Annotated in this window: 14 protein-coding genes; 9 read left to right on the forward strand and 5 right to left on the reverse strand. The window is 66.2% G+C overall.

Translation table 11 applies throughout. The annotated features are described in order from the left end of the window. The first annotated feature begins 11 nt into the window (after window positions 1-11). Window positions 12-1,658: an acyl-CoA synthetase gene (locus MSIMFI_RS09165; RefSeq protein WP_191496974.1), complete on the forward strand. Its 1,647-nt coding sequence runs from the start codon at window positions 12-14 to the stop codon at window positions 1,656-1,658. Then, on the forward strand, window positions 1,655-2,422 hold the full coding sequence (locus tag MSIMFI_RS09170; protein WP_191496975.1) for a fructosamine kinase family protein: 768 nt from the start codon (window positions 1,655-1,657) through the stop codon (window positions 2,420-2,422). Before MSIMFI_RS09165 ends, MSIMFI_RS09170 begins: the two co-directional genes overlap by 4 nt. A 3-nt stretch (window positions 2,423-2,425) precedes the next feature. On the opposite strand, the gene MSIMFI_RS28905 is transcribed toward MSIMFI_RS09170, so the two are convergent. Together MSIMFI_RS28905 and MSIMFI_RS09180 are read right to left on the reverse strand one after the other, a co-directional pair. After that, entirely contained in the window at window positions 2,426-3,616 is a 1,191-nt protein-coding gene (locus MSIMFI_RS28905) for a hypothetical protein (protein ID WP_191496976.1), read from the reverse strand. A 127-nt stretch (window positions 3,617-3,743) separates the two neighbouring features. Then, window positions 3,744-4,439: a ferritin-like fold-containing protein gene (locus MSIMFI_RS09180; RefSeq protein ID WP_186242011.1), complete on the reverse strand. Its 696-nt coding sequence runs from the start codon at window positions 4,437-4,439 to the stop codon at window positions 3,744-3,746. Between the two features lie 256 nt (window positions 4,440-4,695). Between MSIMFI_RS09180 and MSIMFI_RS09185 the strand changes: the two genes are divergently transcribed. Together MSIMFI_RS09185 and MSIMFI_RS09190 are read left to right on the forward strand one after the other, a co-directional pair. Beyond that, on the forward strand, window positions 4,696-6,228 hold the full coding sequence (locus MSIMFI_RS09185) for a DEAD/DEAH box helicase (RefSeq protein WP_191496977.1): 1,533 nt from the start codon (window positions 4,696-4,698) through the stop codon (window positions 6,226-6,228). A gap of 26 nt (window positions 6,229-6,254) precedes the next feature. Further along, window positions 6,255-7,478 (forward strand): Rv3212 family protein, encoded by a 1,224-nt coding sequence (locus MSIMFI_RS09190; protein WP_191496978.1) that lies wholly within the window; start codon window positions 6,255-6,257, stop codon window positions 7,476-7,478. Between the two features lie 73 nt (window positions 7,479-7,551). Here MSIMFI_RS09190 and MSIMFI_RS09195 read toward each other — a convergent pair whose 3' ends face one another. Further along, window positions 7,552-8,352, reverse strand: a complete 801-nt coding sequence (locus MSIMFI_RS09195) for a ParA family protein (protein ID WP_191496979.1) — start codon at window positions 8,350-8,352, stop codon at window positions 7,552-7,554. A 239-nt stretch (window positions 8,353-8,591) separates the two neighbouring features. On the opposite strand from MSIMFI_RS09195, the gene MSIMFI_RS09200 reads away from it, so the two are divergent. The 3 genes from MSIMFI_RS09200 to MSIMFI_RS09210 all read left to right on the forward strand — a co-directional run bounded on the left by MSIMFI_RS09200 (window position 8,592) and on the right by MSIMFI_RS09210 (window position 10,865). Beyond that, window positions 8,592-9,191 carry an acid phosphatase gene (locus tag MSIMFI_RS09200; protein WP_191496980.1) on the forward strand — a complete coding sequence of 200 codons (600 nt, stop codon included), beginning with the start codon at window positions 8,592-8,594 and terminating at the stop codon, window positions 9,189-9,191. Next, window positions 9,188-10,288, forward strand: a complete 1,101-nt coding sequence (locus MSIMFI_RS09205; protein WP_191496981.1) for an isochorismate synthase — start codon at window positions 9,188-9,190, stop codon at window positions 10,286-10,288. The genes MSIMFI_RS09200 and MSIMFI_RS09205 overlap by 4 nt, the downstream gene beginning before the upstream one ends. A gap of 94 nt (window positions 10,289-10,382) precedes the next feature. Beyond that, entirely contained in the window at window positions 10,383-10,865 is a 483-nt protein-coding gene (locus tag MSIMFI_RS09210) for a GNAT family N-acetyltransferase (protein WP_191496982.1), read from the forward strand. Here MSIMFI_RS09210 and MSIMFI_RS09215 read toward each other — a convergent pair. After that, entirely contained in the window at window positions 10,817-11,248 is a 432-nt protein-coding gene (locus MSIMFI_RS09215; protein ID WP_191496983.1) for a hypothetical protein, read from the reverse strand. The genes MSIMFI_RS09210 and MSIMFI_RS09215 overlap by 49 nt on opposite strands. A 305-nt stretch (window positions 11,249-11,553) precedes the next feature. Between MSIMFI_RS09215 and MSIMFI_RS09220 the strand changes: the two genes are divergently transcribed. After that, entirely contained in the window at window positions 11,554-12,540 is a 987-nt protein-coding gene (locus MSIMFI_RS09220; protein WP_191496984.1) for a diacylglycerol/lipid kinase family protein, read from the forward strand. A gap of 257 nt (window positions 12,541-12,797) precedes the next feature. Further along, on the forward strand, window positions 12,798-13,052 hold the full coding sequence (gene whiB1, locus MSIMFI_RS09225; RefSeq protein ID WP_023371700.1) for a transcriptional regulator WhiB1: 255 nt from the start codon (window positions 12,798-12,800) through the stop codon (window positions 13,050-13,052). A 61-nt stretch (window positions 13,053-13,113) separates the two neighbouring features. Here the strand turns inward: whiB1 and MSIMFI_RS09230 are convergent, their stop codons facing one another. Next, entirely contained in the window at window positions 13,114-14,616 is a 1,503-nt protein-coding gene (locus tag MSIMFI_RS09230) for a sensor histidine kinase (protein ID WP_191496985.1), read from the reverse strand. Window positions 14,617-14,627 lie beyond the last annotated feature (11 nt).

The following is a 14,627-nucleotide window of genomic DNA, read 5'->3' on the forward strand; positions in this document are numbered from 1 at the left end:
GTTCTAGTTTGGTGGCCGTGGCCCTGAACATTGCCGATCTCGCTGAGCACGCCATCGACGCTGTGCCTGACCGTGTAGCCCTCATCTGCGGTGATGAGCAACTGACCTATGCCCAACTGGAGGAGAGGGCCAATCGCCTGGCGCACTACCTGATGGATCAGGGCGTGCAGCAGGACGACAAGGTCGGGCTGTACTGCCGCAATCGCATCGAGATCGTGATCGCGATGCTCGGTATCGTCAAGGCGGGCGCCATCCTGGTCAACGTCAACTACCGCTACGTCGAGGGCGAGCTGCGCTACCTGTTCGACAACTCTGACATGGTCGCGCTAGTGCACGAGCGCCTGTACTCCGATCGCGTCGCCAACGTGTTACCGGACACCCCCAACGTCAAGACCGTTCTAGTGGTCGATGACGGTAGTGATAGCGATTTTGAGCGCTACGGCGGTGTCGAGTTCTATTCGGCCTTCGCTGATTGCTCGGCCGATCGCGACTTTGGCGAGCGCAGCGCCGACGCCATCTACCTGCTCTACACCGGCGGAACAACCGGTTTTCCGAAGGGCGTGATGTGGCGTCACGAAGACATCTACCGCGTGTTGTTCGGCGGAACTGACTTCGCGACAGGCGAATTCGTCAAGGACGAGTACGACCTGGCCAAGGCCGCGGCGGCGAATCCGCCGATGATCCGCTACCCGATTCCGCCGATGATTCACGGCGCCACCCAGTCGGCCACCTGGATGTCGCTCTTCTCGGGTCAAACCACCGTTCTGGCACCGGAATTCAATGCCGACCAGGTGTGGCGCACGATTCACGAACACAAGGTGAATCTGTTGTTCTTTACCGGTGACGCGATGGCCCGTCCTCTGCTCGACGCGCTGTCGGCGGAAAACGATTACGACTTGTCGTCGCTGTTCTTGTTGGCCAGCACGGCGGCGCTGTTCTCGCCAAGCATCAAAGAGAAACTCCTTGAGCTGCTGCCCAATCGAGTCATCACGGACTCAATTGGCTCCTCGGAGACTGGTTTTGGTGGCACCAGCATCGTCGCCTCAGGCGCGCCGCACAGCGGTGGTCCGCGGGTGACCATCGACCACCGAACCGTCGTCCTCGACGAAGACGGCAACGAGGTGAAGCCCGGTTCAGGGGTGCGCGGATTCATCGCGAAGAAGGGCAATATCCCGGTCGGCTACTACAAGGACGAGAAGAAGACCGCCGAGACGTTCCGCACGATTAACGGTGTGCGCTATGCCATTCCGGGCGACTACGCACAGGTCGAGGAGGACGGCACTGTCACCATGCTGGGCCGCGGTTCGGTGTCGATCAACAGCGGCGGCGAGAAGATTTACCCCGAGGAAGTCGAGGCGGCGTTGAAGGGTCATCCCGACGTCTTCGATGCGCTGGTGGTCGGTGTGCCCGATCCGCGTTACGGCCAGCATGTGGCCGCCGTTGTGCAGGCGCGGGCTGGTTGCCGGCCGTCGCTGGCGGAGTTGGACAGGTTCGTGCGTTCGGAGATCGCGGGATACAAAGTGCCGCGCAGTCTTTGGTTCGTCGACGAGGTGAAGCGTTCACCCGCCGGCAAGCCGGACTACCGCTGGGCCAAGGAGCAGACCGAGGCACGGCCCGCGGATGATGTGCATGCGAGTCATGTGACTACCGGTGCGTGACTGATTTCGTCAAGCAACACCCGGAAGCGCCAGCTGGCTACTTTGCTTGGGAAGCCGCAGGGCTGCAATGGCTTTCGGCTGTCGACGGCGGCGTGCCCTGCGCGCAGGTCCTTTCTTCTGACGCCACCAGCCTCACCTTGCGACGGCTTGATTCGGTGCCTCCGAGCCGCGAGGCGGCGCAGGTGTTCGGAAGTCGGCTGGCCGTCATGCACGACGCGGGCGCGCCGGCGTTCGGGGCCGGACCCGACGGCTGGGAGGGGCCCGGTTTCTTCGGTCCGTTATCGCAGCCGTTGCCGATGTCGCTGCGGCGGCACCGGCGTTGGGGCGAGTTTTACGCCGAGGAGCGGCTGGTTCCGATGGCCGAGCTTGCGGCGCCGCGCCTGGATGCTTCGACCCGCAGCGCGATCGAATCGGTCGTGGCCCGCTGCCGTGCCGGCGATTTCGACGACGATGATCGGCCGGCCCGGCTGCATGGCGATTTGTGGGGCGGCAACGTGATGTGGACGCCCGATGGGGTGGTGCTGATCGACCCGGCTGCGCACGCCGGCCACCGCGAGACCGACCTGGCGATGCTGGCGCTGTTCGGGTGCCCGCATTTCGACGCCATCCTCGCCGGCTACCAGCGAGTGCGATCGCTGAAACCCGGGTGGCGCAATCGCATTGGGCTGCGCCAGCTCTTTCCGCTGTTGGCGCACGTGGTGCTGTTCGGTGGCGGGCACGCCCGGCGGACACATGCCGCCGCACGGGCGGCGTTGGCCGTTTAGGCGTTAACCCGGATTGCCTGGGAAGCCGTCGGCTCCGACCAGACCATCGGCGCCGGCAGTGCCGTCCATGCCGTCTGCGCCGGGGTTAGCGCCAGAGGAATTCCCGCCGGCACCCCTGACGCCTCCGAGTCCGCCGTCGCCGCCGTTGCCGCCGACGCCGGCGGCACCACCGGCTCCGCCGACGGCGGTGCCGTTCGGCCCGAGCCCGCCGGCGCCGCCGTCGCCGCCGTTACCCCCGAAACCGCCGTTGGCGCCGGCGCCGCCGTTACCGCCGTTGCCGCCGTCGCCGCCATCGGCAGTGAAGGCCGCGCCTCCGGTTCCTCCGGCCCCGCCGGCACTGCCGGCTGCCCCGACACCACCGGTGCCACCCGCCCCGCCGACACCACCAACGCCACCGACGACGCCGGTGAGATCACCGACGGTACCGGCGTTGCCGCCGGTCCCACCTTTGCCGCCGTTGCCTCCGGTGCCGCCCACGCTGGTGGGTCCGTTTGCGGTGCCGCCGTTGCCGCCGTTACCACCTTTGCCGCCGGGTTCGAAGTTGCCGCCTTTGCCGCCTTTGCCGCCGTTGCCGCCGATGCCGCCTGCTCCGCCGTTGCCGCCGTTGCCGCCGTCGCCGCCACTACTGTCGAGGTCTGGGTCGAACGAACCTGGACTGACGATGTCGCCGCCGTCGCCGCCATTGCCGCCGTCGCCGCCGGCGCCGCCGTCGCCGCCGTCGCCCCCGGTGCCGCCCTGGGCGGGACCGGCGGCGTCGGCGGCGATGGCGTTGGCGGTATTGGCGGCGGCACCGGCGGTCTCGGCGGTAACGGGGGCTTCGGCGGGAACGGCGGCAACGGCGGCAGTGGCACCGCTGGCGGCTCCGATGGCGGAGTTGGTGGAACCGGCGGCAAGGGCGGCAACGCCGGCGTCGGGGGTGCTGGAGGCGCCGGCGGCGGCAACGGCGGCCAAGGCGGCACAGGTGGACTCGGCGGCAACGGCGGCATAGGCGGCAACGGCGGCGTCGACGGCTCCGTCGGCGGAGACGGTGGCGCGGGCGGCGCAGGTGGCAATGCCGGCGCCGGCGGGGCCGGTAATGGCGGCAAGTCTGGCAACGCCGGCACCGCCGGTAACGGCGGCACCGGCGGCGACGGTGGCACCGGCGGCGCAGCCCAGCTGGTCGGCAATGGCGGGAGCGGCGGCAACGGTGGCCACGGGTCGAAAACCCCGTCCGCGCACCCTGGGGTCGACGGGACCGGAGCGGCCGGTGGCCGCGGCGGGACTGTGTTCGGCACGGCCGGCGCCAACGGCACCAACAGCTGACCCAGCGGGCATTGCTGCGCTACACCAGACCCAGTTCACGCATCCGTTGATCGTGGATGTGCTGGAGGCGGTCGAAGAATGCGCTGAGCTGGCTAAGGCCACCGGTACCGGCTACCACAAGGTCGACCAGCTCATCGTGGTCGGCCAGCAGGAACTGGGCCTGGGTTATCGCTTCTCCGAGCAGACGGCGAGACCACAGCGCCAATCGGCTGCGCTGTTTGCCGCTGGCGGTCACCGCGGCGCGTACCTCGGCAACGACAAACTGGGAGTGCCCAGTCTCCGACAACGCCGCTCGCACCACATCGGCAACCTCGTCCGGCAGCCCGTCAGCGATCTCTAAATACAAATCGGCGGCCAAGGCGTCACCGACGTAGGTTTTCACCAGGGCTTCCAGCCAGGTGCTCGGGGTGGTTAGCCGGTGGTAGTTTTCCAGCGCTGACACGTACTTCGACATCGCAGGGACAACGTCGACACCACGACGTTCCAGCGCATCGCGCAGCAGCTCATAGTGCCCCATCTCGGCGGCGGCGATGCTCGCCATCGAGATCCGCCCCTGCAGGTTCGGCGCCATCCGCGCCTCATCGGTAAGCCGGTAGAACGCCGCCACCTCGCCGTAGGCCAGCAAAGCGAAGAACTCGTTGACGCCGGGATGATCCGCCGGCAGCCGGGGCCTAGGCGAGTTGGCCACCTGGTCGGCGGATGAGGGCGAGGGCATGGCCACACTCTAGTCGGCGAGCGGGAAAGGAAATGGAGCGTGCTGGCGACCAGTTATCATTTGTATAGGTAGTGGCTGCATCTGTGTGCCGTCACTACCGGCGAAATGTGCGTGCACGTAGCTGGCCCGCCCGGATGGTGTATTGGAGCCGGCGCCTCGGCGACGTATCGGAGTCGGAACTCGTGCGCGCGTGAACCGCGACAGAGAAACGCCGACACACGACCGATACCGTCACCGAAAGGTTTTGCACCCACGTATGACCGCACTCAAAAGCACAACTGAAGTAACCCCGAAAACTTTTGCCAGCCTTGGAGTCCGCGACGAAATTGTCCGCGCACTAGCCGAAAAGGGCATCCAGACGCCCTTTGCTATTCAAGAACTCACCCTCCCGCTCGCACTCAATGGCGAGGATGTCATTGGCCAGGCCCGCACCGGAATGGGCAAGACGTTCGCGTTCGGCGTTCCGCTGCTGCAGCGCATCTCCTCGGGTACCGGGATACGGCCACTCACCGGCGCTCCGCGGGCCCTGGTGGTGGTGCCCACCCGCGAGCTGTGTCTGCAGGTGACCGATGACCTCGCCACCGCCGCGAAATACCTCGTCGCCGACGACGAGCGACGGCTGACCGTGGTGTCCATCTACGGGGGGCGGGCCTACGAGCCGCAGATCGAGGCACTGCACAAGGGCGCCGACGTGGTGGTGGGCACCCCCGGCCGCCTGCTCGACCTGTGCCAGCAGGGCCACCTGCAGCTCGGCGGTTTGTCCGTGCTGGTCCTCGACGAGGCCGACGAGATGCTGGACCTAGGCTTCCTGCCCGACATCGAGCGCATCTTGCGTCAGATTCCCGCGGACCGGCAGTCGATGTTGTTCTCGGCGACCATGCCTGATCCGATCATCACGCTGGCCCGCACCTTCATGGACCAGCCCACTCACATCCGGGCGGAGGCTCCGCACTCCCTGGCCGTGCACGACACCACCGAGCAGTTCGTTTACCGCGCCCACGCCTTGGACAAGGTCGAGCTGGTCAGCCGGGTGCTGCAGGCACGTGACCGGGGCGCGACGATGATCTTCACCCGCACCAAGCGCACCGCGCAGAAGGTGGCCGACGAGTTGAACGAGCGCGGTTTCGCGGTGGGCGCCGTTCATGGTGACCTCGGACAGATAGCGCGCGAGAAGGCGCTCAAAGCGTTCCGCGGCGGGGACATCAACGTGCTGGTGGCCACCGACGTGGCTGCGCGCGGTATCGACATCGACGACGTGACTCACGTCATCAACTACCAGTGCCCCGAGGACGAGAAGATGTACGTCCACAGGATCGGGCGCACCGGCCGCGCCGGCCGCACCGGAGTCGCCATCACGCTGGTGGACTGGGACGAGCTGGAGCGATGGGCGATGATCGACAAGGCACTGGGCCTGGGCTCCCCCGATCCAGCGGAGACCTACTCCAACTCGCCGCACCTGTACTCCGAACTAGCCATCCCGGCCGAGGCCGGCGGCACCGTCGGCCCGGCGCGCAAATCGCAGGTCAAACGCCGCTCAGACGGCCAAACCGACGCGGGCGACAAAGCCGGCCAAAAGGCTCAACGCGCGCGCAGCAGCTCGCGCCGGCGTCGCACCCGTGGCGGCAAGCCAATCACCGGGCACCCGGGCACCAACACCGCCGCCAGTGGTGACGCAGCCCCAGAGACGAGCTCTTGCTCTGGGTCCGACTCTCCGTCCGCCGCCACCGGGACCGCCCGGCGCCGCCGTCGCCGTCGCAAGCCCGCGGACGCCGCCGCGACGGCCAACTAAGCCGGCCGCCCCAGCCGCGCTCACGCATGGTCAAACCCGAACGCCGCACCAAGACCGATATCGTGGCCGCCGCGACGATCGCGGTCGTCGTGGCCGCGGTGGCGGCGCTGATCTGGTGGACCAGCGATGCCCGGGCCACCGTCAGCCGACCGGCCGCCGTTCCGGCACCGAATCCAGCCCCAGCCCGGGAAGTCCCGGCCACACTGCAGCAGCTGTGGACCGCTTCCAGCCCCGCCACCCGGGCACCCGTGGCGGTGGGCGGGACGGTGGTCACAGCGAACGGTCGCCAGGTGGAAGGGCGCGACCCGGCCACCGGTGCGTCGCTGTGGAGCTACGCCCGTGACACCGACCTGTGCGGGGTGACCTGGATCTACCGCTACGCCGTCGCGGTCTATCAGGATGATCGGGGATGCGGTCAGGTCAGCACGATCGATGGGTCCACCGGCCGTCGAGGCCCCGCCCGCAGCAGCTACGCCGATCCGCGCGTCCGCCTCTCCACCGACGGAACGACGGTGTTGTCTGCCGGCAAGACCCGCTTAGAACTATGGCGTTCGGACATGGTCCGGATGTTGTCCTACGGCGAGGTCGACGCACGGGTGAAACCCTCAAACCGTGGCCTGCATTCCGGATGCACGCTGGAGTCGGCGAGCGCCAGCTCGTCGGCCGTATCGGTGCTCGAGGCCTGTGGAAACCAGGCCGACCTGCGACTCGTCCTGCTGCGCCCGGGTAAGGAAGAAGACGAACCCCAGCAGCAGTTTGTGGCGGAACCCGGCGTCCGGCCGGGTTCGGGGGCGCGCGTGCTGGTCGTCTCGCAGAACAACCCCGCGGGGTACCTGCCTGGAGAATCCGGCGCCCCGCCCCGAGTCGACGTGATCGACGATTCCGGCACCACAGTGTCGAGCACACTGCTGGCCAAGCCGCCGTCGCCATCGGCGGTGGTGTCACAGACCGGAAACCTGGTGACCTGGTGGACCGGCGATGCGTTGATGGTTTTCGACGCGGCCAACCCGACCCAGCGCTACACCATCGTCGCGGGCGAGACGACTGCCCCCTTGGGTCCGGGTGTGATGATGGCCGGTCAGCTGCTCGTGCCGGTGACTGGCGCGATCGGCGTCTATGACCCGGTCACCGGGGCAAACAATCGCTACATCCCGGTGAATCGGCAGCCGAATGCCTCGGCGGTCATCCCGACCGTCTCGGGCTCAAGGGTGATCGAACAACGCGGCGACACCGTGGTGGTTCTGGGCTGACTTACCTCGGCGAGCAGCCACAGAATCGCACAAAGCCGCGTGCCTTTGTGCGATTCTGTGTCTGCTCGCGCCGCTACAGCTCCACCGCGAACGTGGGCAGCGGCTTGCCGGGCTTCCAGTGTTTGAGCAGCGCCTGTGCCAACTCGCGGTAGGCCACCGCGCCTTTGTTCTTGCGTCCCGCCAGGACCGACGAACCCGAAGCGCTGGCCTCGGCGAAGCGCACCGTGCGCGGGATAGGCGGGGCCAGGACCGGCAGCTCGTACCGGTCGGCAACGTCAAGTAGCACGTCGCGCGTATGGGTGGTCCGGGAGTCATACAGCGTCGGCAGCGCACCCAACAGCCGCAGCTTCGGATTGGTGATCTGCTGGACATCGGCGACCGTGCGCAGGAATTGGCCGACGCCGCGGTGCGCCAGCGTCTCGCACTGCAACGGCACGATCACCTCGTCGGCGGCAGTCAGGCCGTTAAGGGTGAGCACACCCAGCGACGGCGGGCAGTCGATGATGACCACGTCGAACTCGTCGTCGAGCTTGGCCAGCGCGCGTTTGAGGGCGTACTCCCGGCCGGCGCGCATCAGCAGCATCGCCTCGGCGCCGGCCAGGTCAATGTTGGCCGGCAGCAGCGTCATTCCCTCGGCCGTCGTGACCAACGCGGCGTTGGGTTCGACCTCACCGAGTAGCACCTCATGGACCGACACCGGCAGTTTGTCGGGATCTTGGCCAAGGGAGAAGGTCAAGCAACCCTGCGGGTCCAGATCGACGAGCAGCACTCGCCGTCCCTTATCCACCATCGCCGCACCCAGCGAGGCAACCGTCGTCGTCTTGGCCACCCCACCCTTCTGGTTGGCCACCGCCAGTATCCTCGTGTCAGTCACAAGCGCCGCTCCTCCTCATCGCTACGCTCTGCATCGTCGCCGCCGGGCACAAGCGCGGCTCCTGCTCATCGCTACGCTCTGCATCGTCGCCGCCGGGCACAAGCGCCGGCTCCTGCTCATCGCTACGCTCTGCATCGTCGCCGCCGGGCACAGAGCCCATCCTGGCATGCTCGCCACCACATGGTCCGGGCAGCGGGGCCCGGCAAGGCTCCGGCGTGTCTCGGGCAGAATCTGTCGGCATGGGCGTGCATAACCACCGACTGCTGCTGCTTCGCCACGGCGAGACCGAGTGGTCAAGATCTGGCCAGCACACCGGTCGCACTGATATAGAGCTGACCGAAGCTGGCCGCGCACAGGCCAAGCTGGCCGGGCAGGCGCTGGCTCAACTCAACCTTGATGACCCGGTGGTGATCAGCAGCCCGCGTAAACGATCCTTGGTCACCGCCGAGTTGGCTGGGCTAGCCGTCGACGAAGTATCTCCCTTGCTCGCCGAGTGGGATTACGGTTCCTACGAAGGCCTGACGACCCCGCAGATCCAGGAATCGGAACCTGATTGGCTGGTGTGGACGCATGGATGCCCGGGCGGCGAAAGCGTTTCGCAGGTCAGCGATCGCGCCGATCGCGCGGTCGCTTTGGCGCTGGGGCAGATGGCGTCGCGCGACGTGTTGTTTGTCAGCCATGGCCACTTCTCCCGCGCGGTGATCACGCGTTGGGTCGAGCTGCCGCTAGTCGAGGGCAGCCGCTTCGGCATGGCTACTGCCTCGATTGCAATTTGCGGGTTCGAGCATGGGGTGCGCCAGCTCTGTGTGCTCGGTTTGACCGGTCATCCGGTCAATTGATAGGCAACGAGCCGCCGTTCGTTCTGTGCGGGCCGGGAGGCGCTCTCGTTGCCGACGGGGTACGGACGCACTACTGCGATCTGCGCGCGGCGCAAGCCGCACTGGTCTCCGGAGAAGCACCAATGTTATTGGGTGCGCTTCCTTTTGACGTAAGCAGGCCAGCCGCGTTGATGGTGCCCACGGCGGTGCGGCACCTCGAAGCGCTGCCCGATTGGCCGATCGTCCCGTTGCCCGTCGTGCGCATTGGCGCCGCCATCCCGTCACTTGCCGACTATCGCTCCCAGATCAGCCGCGCACGGGATCAGCTTGCCGCGCCGGGCAACTCGCTGCGCAAGGTGGTGCTGGCCCGAGCATTACAGCTAGCCGCCGACACACGGCTGGACGGCCGCGTCATCCTGCGCCGGCTGGTTACAGCCGACCCGACGGCCTATGGCTACCTCGTCGACCTGACCCCCGCCGGTGACAACTACACGGGGGCGGCTCTGGTGGGCGCCACTCCAGAACTTCTGGTTGCGCGGTTCGGCGATCGAGTCGTATGTCAGCCATTCGCCGGCTCAGCCCCGCGTGCCGAAGAGCCCGACGTCGACGCCGCCAACGGGGCCGCGCTGGCCGCTTCGGCCAAAGACCGCCACGAGCACCAATTGGTCATCGACACGATGCGCGCAGCCCTCGAGCCACTGTGCGAGGACCTCACGATCGCATCCGAGCCGCAGTTGAGCCGCACCGCCGCAGTTTGGCACCTATGCACACCAATCAATGGCCGGCTACGCGACACTTCAACTACCGCAATCGATCTGGCGTTGGCGCTGCACCCCACCCCTGCGGTAGGAGGAGTTCCGACCAACGCAGCCGCCGAACTCATCGCTGCACTCGAAGGAGACCGCGGCTTCTATGCCGGTGCCGTGGGTTGGTGCGATGCGCGGGGCGACGGCCGTTGGGTGGTGTCGATCCGCTGCGCACAATTATCGGCCGACCGCCGCAGCGCGTTCGCGCGCGCCGGCGGCGGCATTGTCGCCGAATCCGATCCCGACAACGAAGTCGACGAAACCACAACGAAATTCGCCACGATATTGACCGCGTTGGGAGTCGAACAGTGACCCGCGCCGGCCACGATGCAGTGGGGGCGCGCTCCCACAAGTGGGAGGTCCCACCCGCTTGCGGGGAACGAAGCGACGAGGAGGGCCGGTGCTCATGACCGAGAACGTCCGCCGAGCTACACCAAAAGACAGCGCAGAAATTACGGCCATGATCCACGAACTCGCCGAATTCGAGCACGCTGCCGACCAATGCACTGTCACCGAAACCCAAATATCGGCAGCCCTTTTCGGCAATTCGCCCACAGTGCAAGGACACGTCGTCGAGGTTGAGGGCCAAGTCGCCGCGATGGCGCTGTGGTTTCCCAACTTTTCCACGTGGGACGGCGTCGCGGGCATCTACCTGGAAGACCTCTACGTGCGGCCGAAGTTTCGGCGCCGCGGTCTGGCCCGTGCACTACTTGCGACGCTGGCCAGGGAATGCGTGGACAATGGTTACACACGGTTGGCGTGGGCGGTCCTGAACTGGAATTCGGGTGCCATCGCGCTCTACGAGGAGATCGGCGGGCAGCCGCAGCGCGAGTGGACTACCTATCGGCTATCCGGCCCACGATTGGCGGCATTGGCCGAACCACGCTGATCGCCCCCGGCGGCCCAGCGCAAGGACGGCGGACTGAAGAGCAATGCCAGCGCGGAAAGCGCCACGATCCCCACGGGTATGCCAATCGCCAGCTGATGCGAGCCCACTGTCAGATACCACGCCACCGGCAGCAACAGAAGCTGAGCGAACACCGCTAGCCCGCGGCCCCAGCGCCTGCCGGCTAGCAATGCGCATCCTCCGGCCAGCACCCCGCCGCCGACCAACACAAACCAGCCTGCGGTTCCCAGCCCGTTGACTATGCGCTGGTCGGCGCCCGCGAGTCCGCGCACCACCAACACCGCAGCGATTACCAGCGCCGCCGCACCCTGAACCACGACGATCAGTCCGGCTCCACGCACGGTTGTCGGGGTGCGAACAGTCACAGGGTCAGCGTAGTCATGCAGACCGTCGCGATCTGACGGCGTCGAGTGTGAGCTGAAGGCTTTGAGTGTGCCGCTAGGGCGACCAAATCGCGAAACCCCCACCCTACAAGCACACTCAGGGCCGCCAGTACACACTCGATGCCCGGCCCGATCGCGCAGCTCACCCCCTCGTCGCTGCGCGGCTTGCCGCGCTCCTCCTCGCGCCGCTACGCGGCGCGCATCGTCGCACGGCCAGGCTGAATTGCCGCGCTCCTCCTCGCGCCGCTACGCGGCGCGCATCGTCGCACGGCATAGGCTCATGGCTCATGCGCGCCGTCCTGATCGTCAACCCAACCGCCACTACCATCACACCGGCGGCTCGGGACCTGGTCGCGCACGCGCTCAAGAGCCGCCTTCAGCTCACCATCGAACACACCAAACACCGCGGTCACGGCGCTGAACTCGGCCAGTCAGCTGTTGCGGACGGTGTTGACCTGGTTGTCGTGCATGGCGGCGACGGCACGGTGAGCGGAGTCGTCAATGGCATGCTGGGCAGCCCCGGCACGACTCCGGTCGGACCTGTGCCGGCAGTCGCGATCGTCCCGGGCGGCTCGGCGAACGTGTTGGCCAGGGTTTTGGGAATATCACCCGACCCTATCGCCGCCACTAACCAGCTCATCCAGTTGCTCGATGATTACCACCGCCACCAGCAATGGCGTCGAATCGGGCTGATCGACTGCGGTGAGCGCTGGGCCGTGTTCAACACCGGAATGGGCGTCGACGCCGAAGTGGTAGCCGCGGTGGAGGCCGAACGCGACAAGGGCGGCAAAGTCACGGCCTGGCGCTATATCCGGGCTGCGGTGCCCGCTGTGTGGGGCTACACGCGCCGCGAACCCACCCTTAAGCTGGAACTTCCCAATCGTGAGCCGATTACGGGTGTGAGCTTCATCTTCGTGTCCAACGCCAGTCCGTGGACCTACGCAAACAAGCGGCCGGTCTGGACCAATCCCGACTGCACCTTCGAATCTGGTTTGGGCGTCTTCGCCCCCACGACCATGAAGACGATCCCCACCCTGCGGATTGTCCGGCAGATGTTCGCAAAACGGCCGAAGTTCAACTTCAAGCAACTCATCACCGAGGACGATGTCCCATACCTGACGATCACCAGCACTGGGGAGCCCGCGGCCTGTCAGTTTGATGGGGATTACCTCGGCGTGCGCAAAACCATGACCTTCCGCGCGGTTCCGGATGTATTGGCGGTGGTGGCCCCGCCCGCAAAAAATAAGCCTGACCTGCGGCAATCAAAGATGTGACAAGGTTGCGACGCAAATGTTGGGCACAAAGGACCCATAGTGTAGTAGAACGGAGTGAGGGGTTTGGTGACAGAGCGTCAAAGTGAGATAGCCCACGCGCTCACGTAACGCTATTGACATCTGTTGGGCCTGTGAAACGATCAAAAGGTTGCATGCAGAGATATGTAGAGGTACGGAAGCCTTTCTTGTGCACGCGTTAACCGCCAAGAAAAATCGCCCGTGCGCACTGCTGCGCACATAGTGAGGAGTAACTGCTAATGGATTGGCGCCACAAGGCGGTCTGCCGTGACGAGGATCCGGAACTGTTCTTCCCGGTTGGGAACAGCGGCCCGGCTCTTGCGCAGATCGCTGACGCGAAACTGGTCTGTAATCGGTGTCCGGTGACCACGGAATGTCTCAGCTGGGCTCTGAATACCGGCCAGGACTCGGGTGTCTGGGGCGGCATGAGCGAAGATGAGCGGCGCGCGCTTAAGCGCCGCAACGCCCGGACAAAGGCCCGAAGCGGAGTCTGAAAGACGGTCTCCGAATAGTGCGGCCCCGACCAACGTCGGGGCCGCACTGCTGTGTGCGCCACTACAACACCAACCGCCCCCGGCGACCAATCGGTACCCGCAGCACCACATCGGTGCCGCGATTGGGGGCTTCGCGCATCCCCAGCGAACCATCCAGCTCGGCAGATACCAAGGTTCGAACAATCTGCAGCCCCAGGCTGTCGGACTTCTCCAGGCTGAATCCATCTGGTAATCCACGCCCGTCGTCGTGCACGACGACATCGAGCCAGCGTGCCGATCGTTCGGCGCGAATCGTCACCGATCCCTCTTCGGCTGTTGGGTCGAACGCATGCTCGATCGCATTCTGCACGAGTTCGGTGATCACCATGATCAGAGCCGTCGCCCGGTCGGAATCCAGCACACCGAGGTCCCCCACTCGGTTGATCCGAATCGGCGTGTCCACCGACGCCACGTCGTTCATGATCGGCAGGATTCGGTCGATGACCTCGTCGAGGTTCACTTGTTCGTCCACCGACATCGATAACGCGTCGTGGACCAACGCGATCGACGAGACCCGGCGAACCGACTCGATCAGCGCCTCCCGTCCTTCGGCGTTGGCTGTGCGTCGAGCCTGCAGCCGGAGCAGCGCGGCTACCGTTTGCAGGTTGTTCTTCACCCGGTGATGGATTTCGCGAATGGTGGCGTCCTTCGATATCAGGGCGCGGTCCCGGCGCTTCACCTCGGTGACATCGCGGATCAATATCGCGGCACCAGCGTTGCGCCCATGCACCACCAGCGGCAGCGTCCGCAGCAGCACGGTGGCGTCGCCGGCATCGACCTCCATCCGCATGCTCGCCCCGCCCGCAAGCAAGTCCAGCACATGCTCGGCCACCTCCTGTGCCTCGAACGGGTCCGAGATCAGCGGCCGGGTGACTCTGATGAAATTGTGGCCCTCCAACTCGCTGGTCAGGCCCATCCGGTGGTAGGCCGACAGCGCGTTAGGGCTGGCATACGCGACAACACCGCTGACATCGAGGCGGATGAAGCCATCGCCTGCCCGCGGGGTGGACCGCGACATGGCCACGTCCCCGACGTCGGGGAAGGTGCCCTCCGCCAGCATGTGCAGAAGGTCTGTGGCGGTATGCCGGTAGGCCGTCTCCAGGCCGCCCGAACTGCGACGGGCCGCCAGGTCGGTTTGGTGCTGCGTCAGAACCGCCACCACCTGGTCGCGAAATCGCACCGGCGAGGACTCAACGTTCGGGCCGGGCAGTTGCCGCGAATGGTCTTGGCCCGCATCACTTTCCTGCCGTGCGGTGCCGGAGGCAAAGGTCTCGGCCACCAGCGGCAGCCGGTCGGCGGAGACCACGCTGCCCACCGCATCGGTCTGCAGCACAGTCGGCGCGGTGTTCGGACGGCATTGCGCCACGCACACCAGGACGCCGTCGTCTCGACGAACCCACATCAAGTAATCGGCGAACGATAGATCGGCAAGCAACTGCCACTCCCCGACCACCGCATGCAAATGGTCGACCGCGTTTCCGGGCAGGACCGTGTGTTCGGCCAGCAGGTTACCGAGAGTGGACATGCAGGTATGAA

It is taken from the genome of Mycobacterium simulans (assembly GCF_900232995.1).
Lineage (GTDB): Bacteria > Actinomycetota > Actinomycetes > Mycobacteriales > Mycobacteriaceae > Mycobacterium > Mycobacterium simulans.

What these genes read in the sequence shown, in the direction of transcription:
- MSIMFI_RS09185 (WP_191496977.1), top strand. Translation starts at nt 4,696, where the DNA reads ATGACCGCACTCAAAAGCACAACTGAAGTAACCCCGAAAACTTTTGCC.
- MSIMFI_RS09230 (WP_191496985.1), bottom strand. Translation starts at nt 14,616, where the DNA reads ATGTCCACTCTCGGTAACCTGCTGGCCGAACACACGGTCCTGCCCGGA.
- whiB1 (WP_023371700.1), top strand. Translation starts at nt 12,798, where the DNA reads ATGGATTGGCGCCACAAGGCGGTCTGCCGTGACGAGGATCCGGAACTG.
- MSIMFI_RS09220 (WP_191496984.1), top strand. Translation starts at nt 11,554, where the DNA reads ATGCGCGCCGTCCTGATCGTCAACCCAACCGCCACTACCATCACACCG.
- MSIMFI_RS09180 (WP_186242011.1), bottom strand. Translation starts at nt 4,439, where the DNA reads ATGCCCTCGCCCTCATCCGCCGACCAGGTGGCCAACTCGCCTAGGCCC.
- MSIMFI_RS09190 (WP_191496978.1), top strand. Translation starts at nt 6,255, where the DNA reads ATGGTCAAACCCGAACGCCGCACCAAGACCGATATCGTGGCCGCCGCG.
- MSIMFI_RS09200 (WP_191496980.1), top strand. Translation starts at nt 8,592, where the DNA reads ATGGGCGTGCATAACCACCGACTGCTGCTGCTTCGCCACGGCGAGACC.
- MSIMFI_RS09210 (WP_191496982.1), top strand. Translation starts at nt 10,383, where the DNA reads ATGACCGAGAACGTCCGCCGAGCTACACCAAAAGACAGCGCAGAAATT.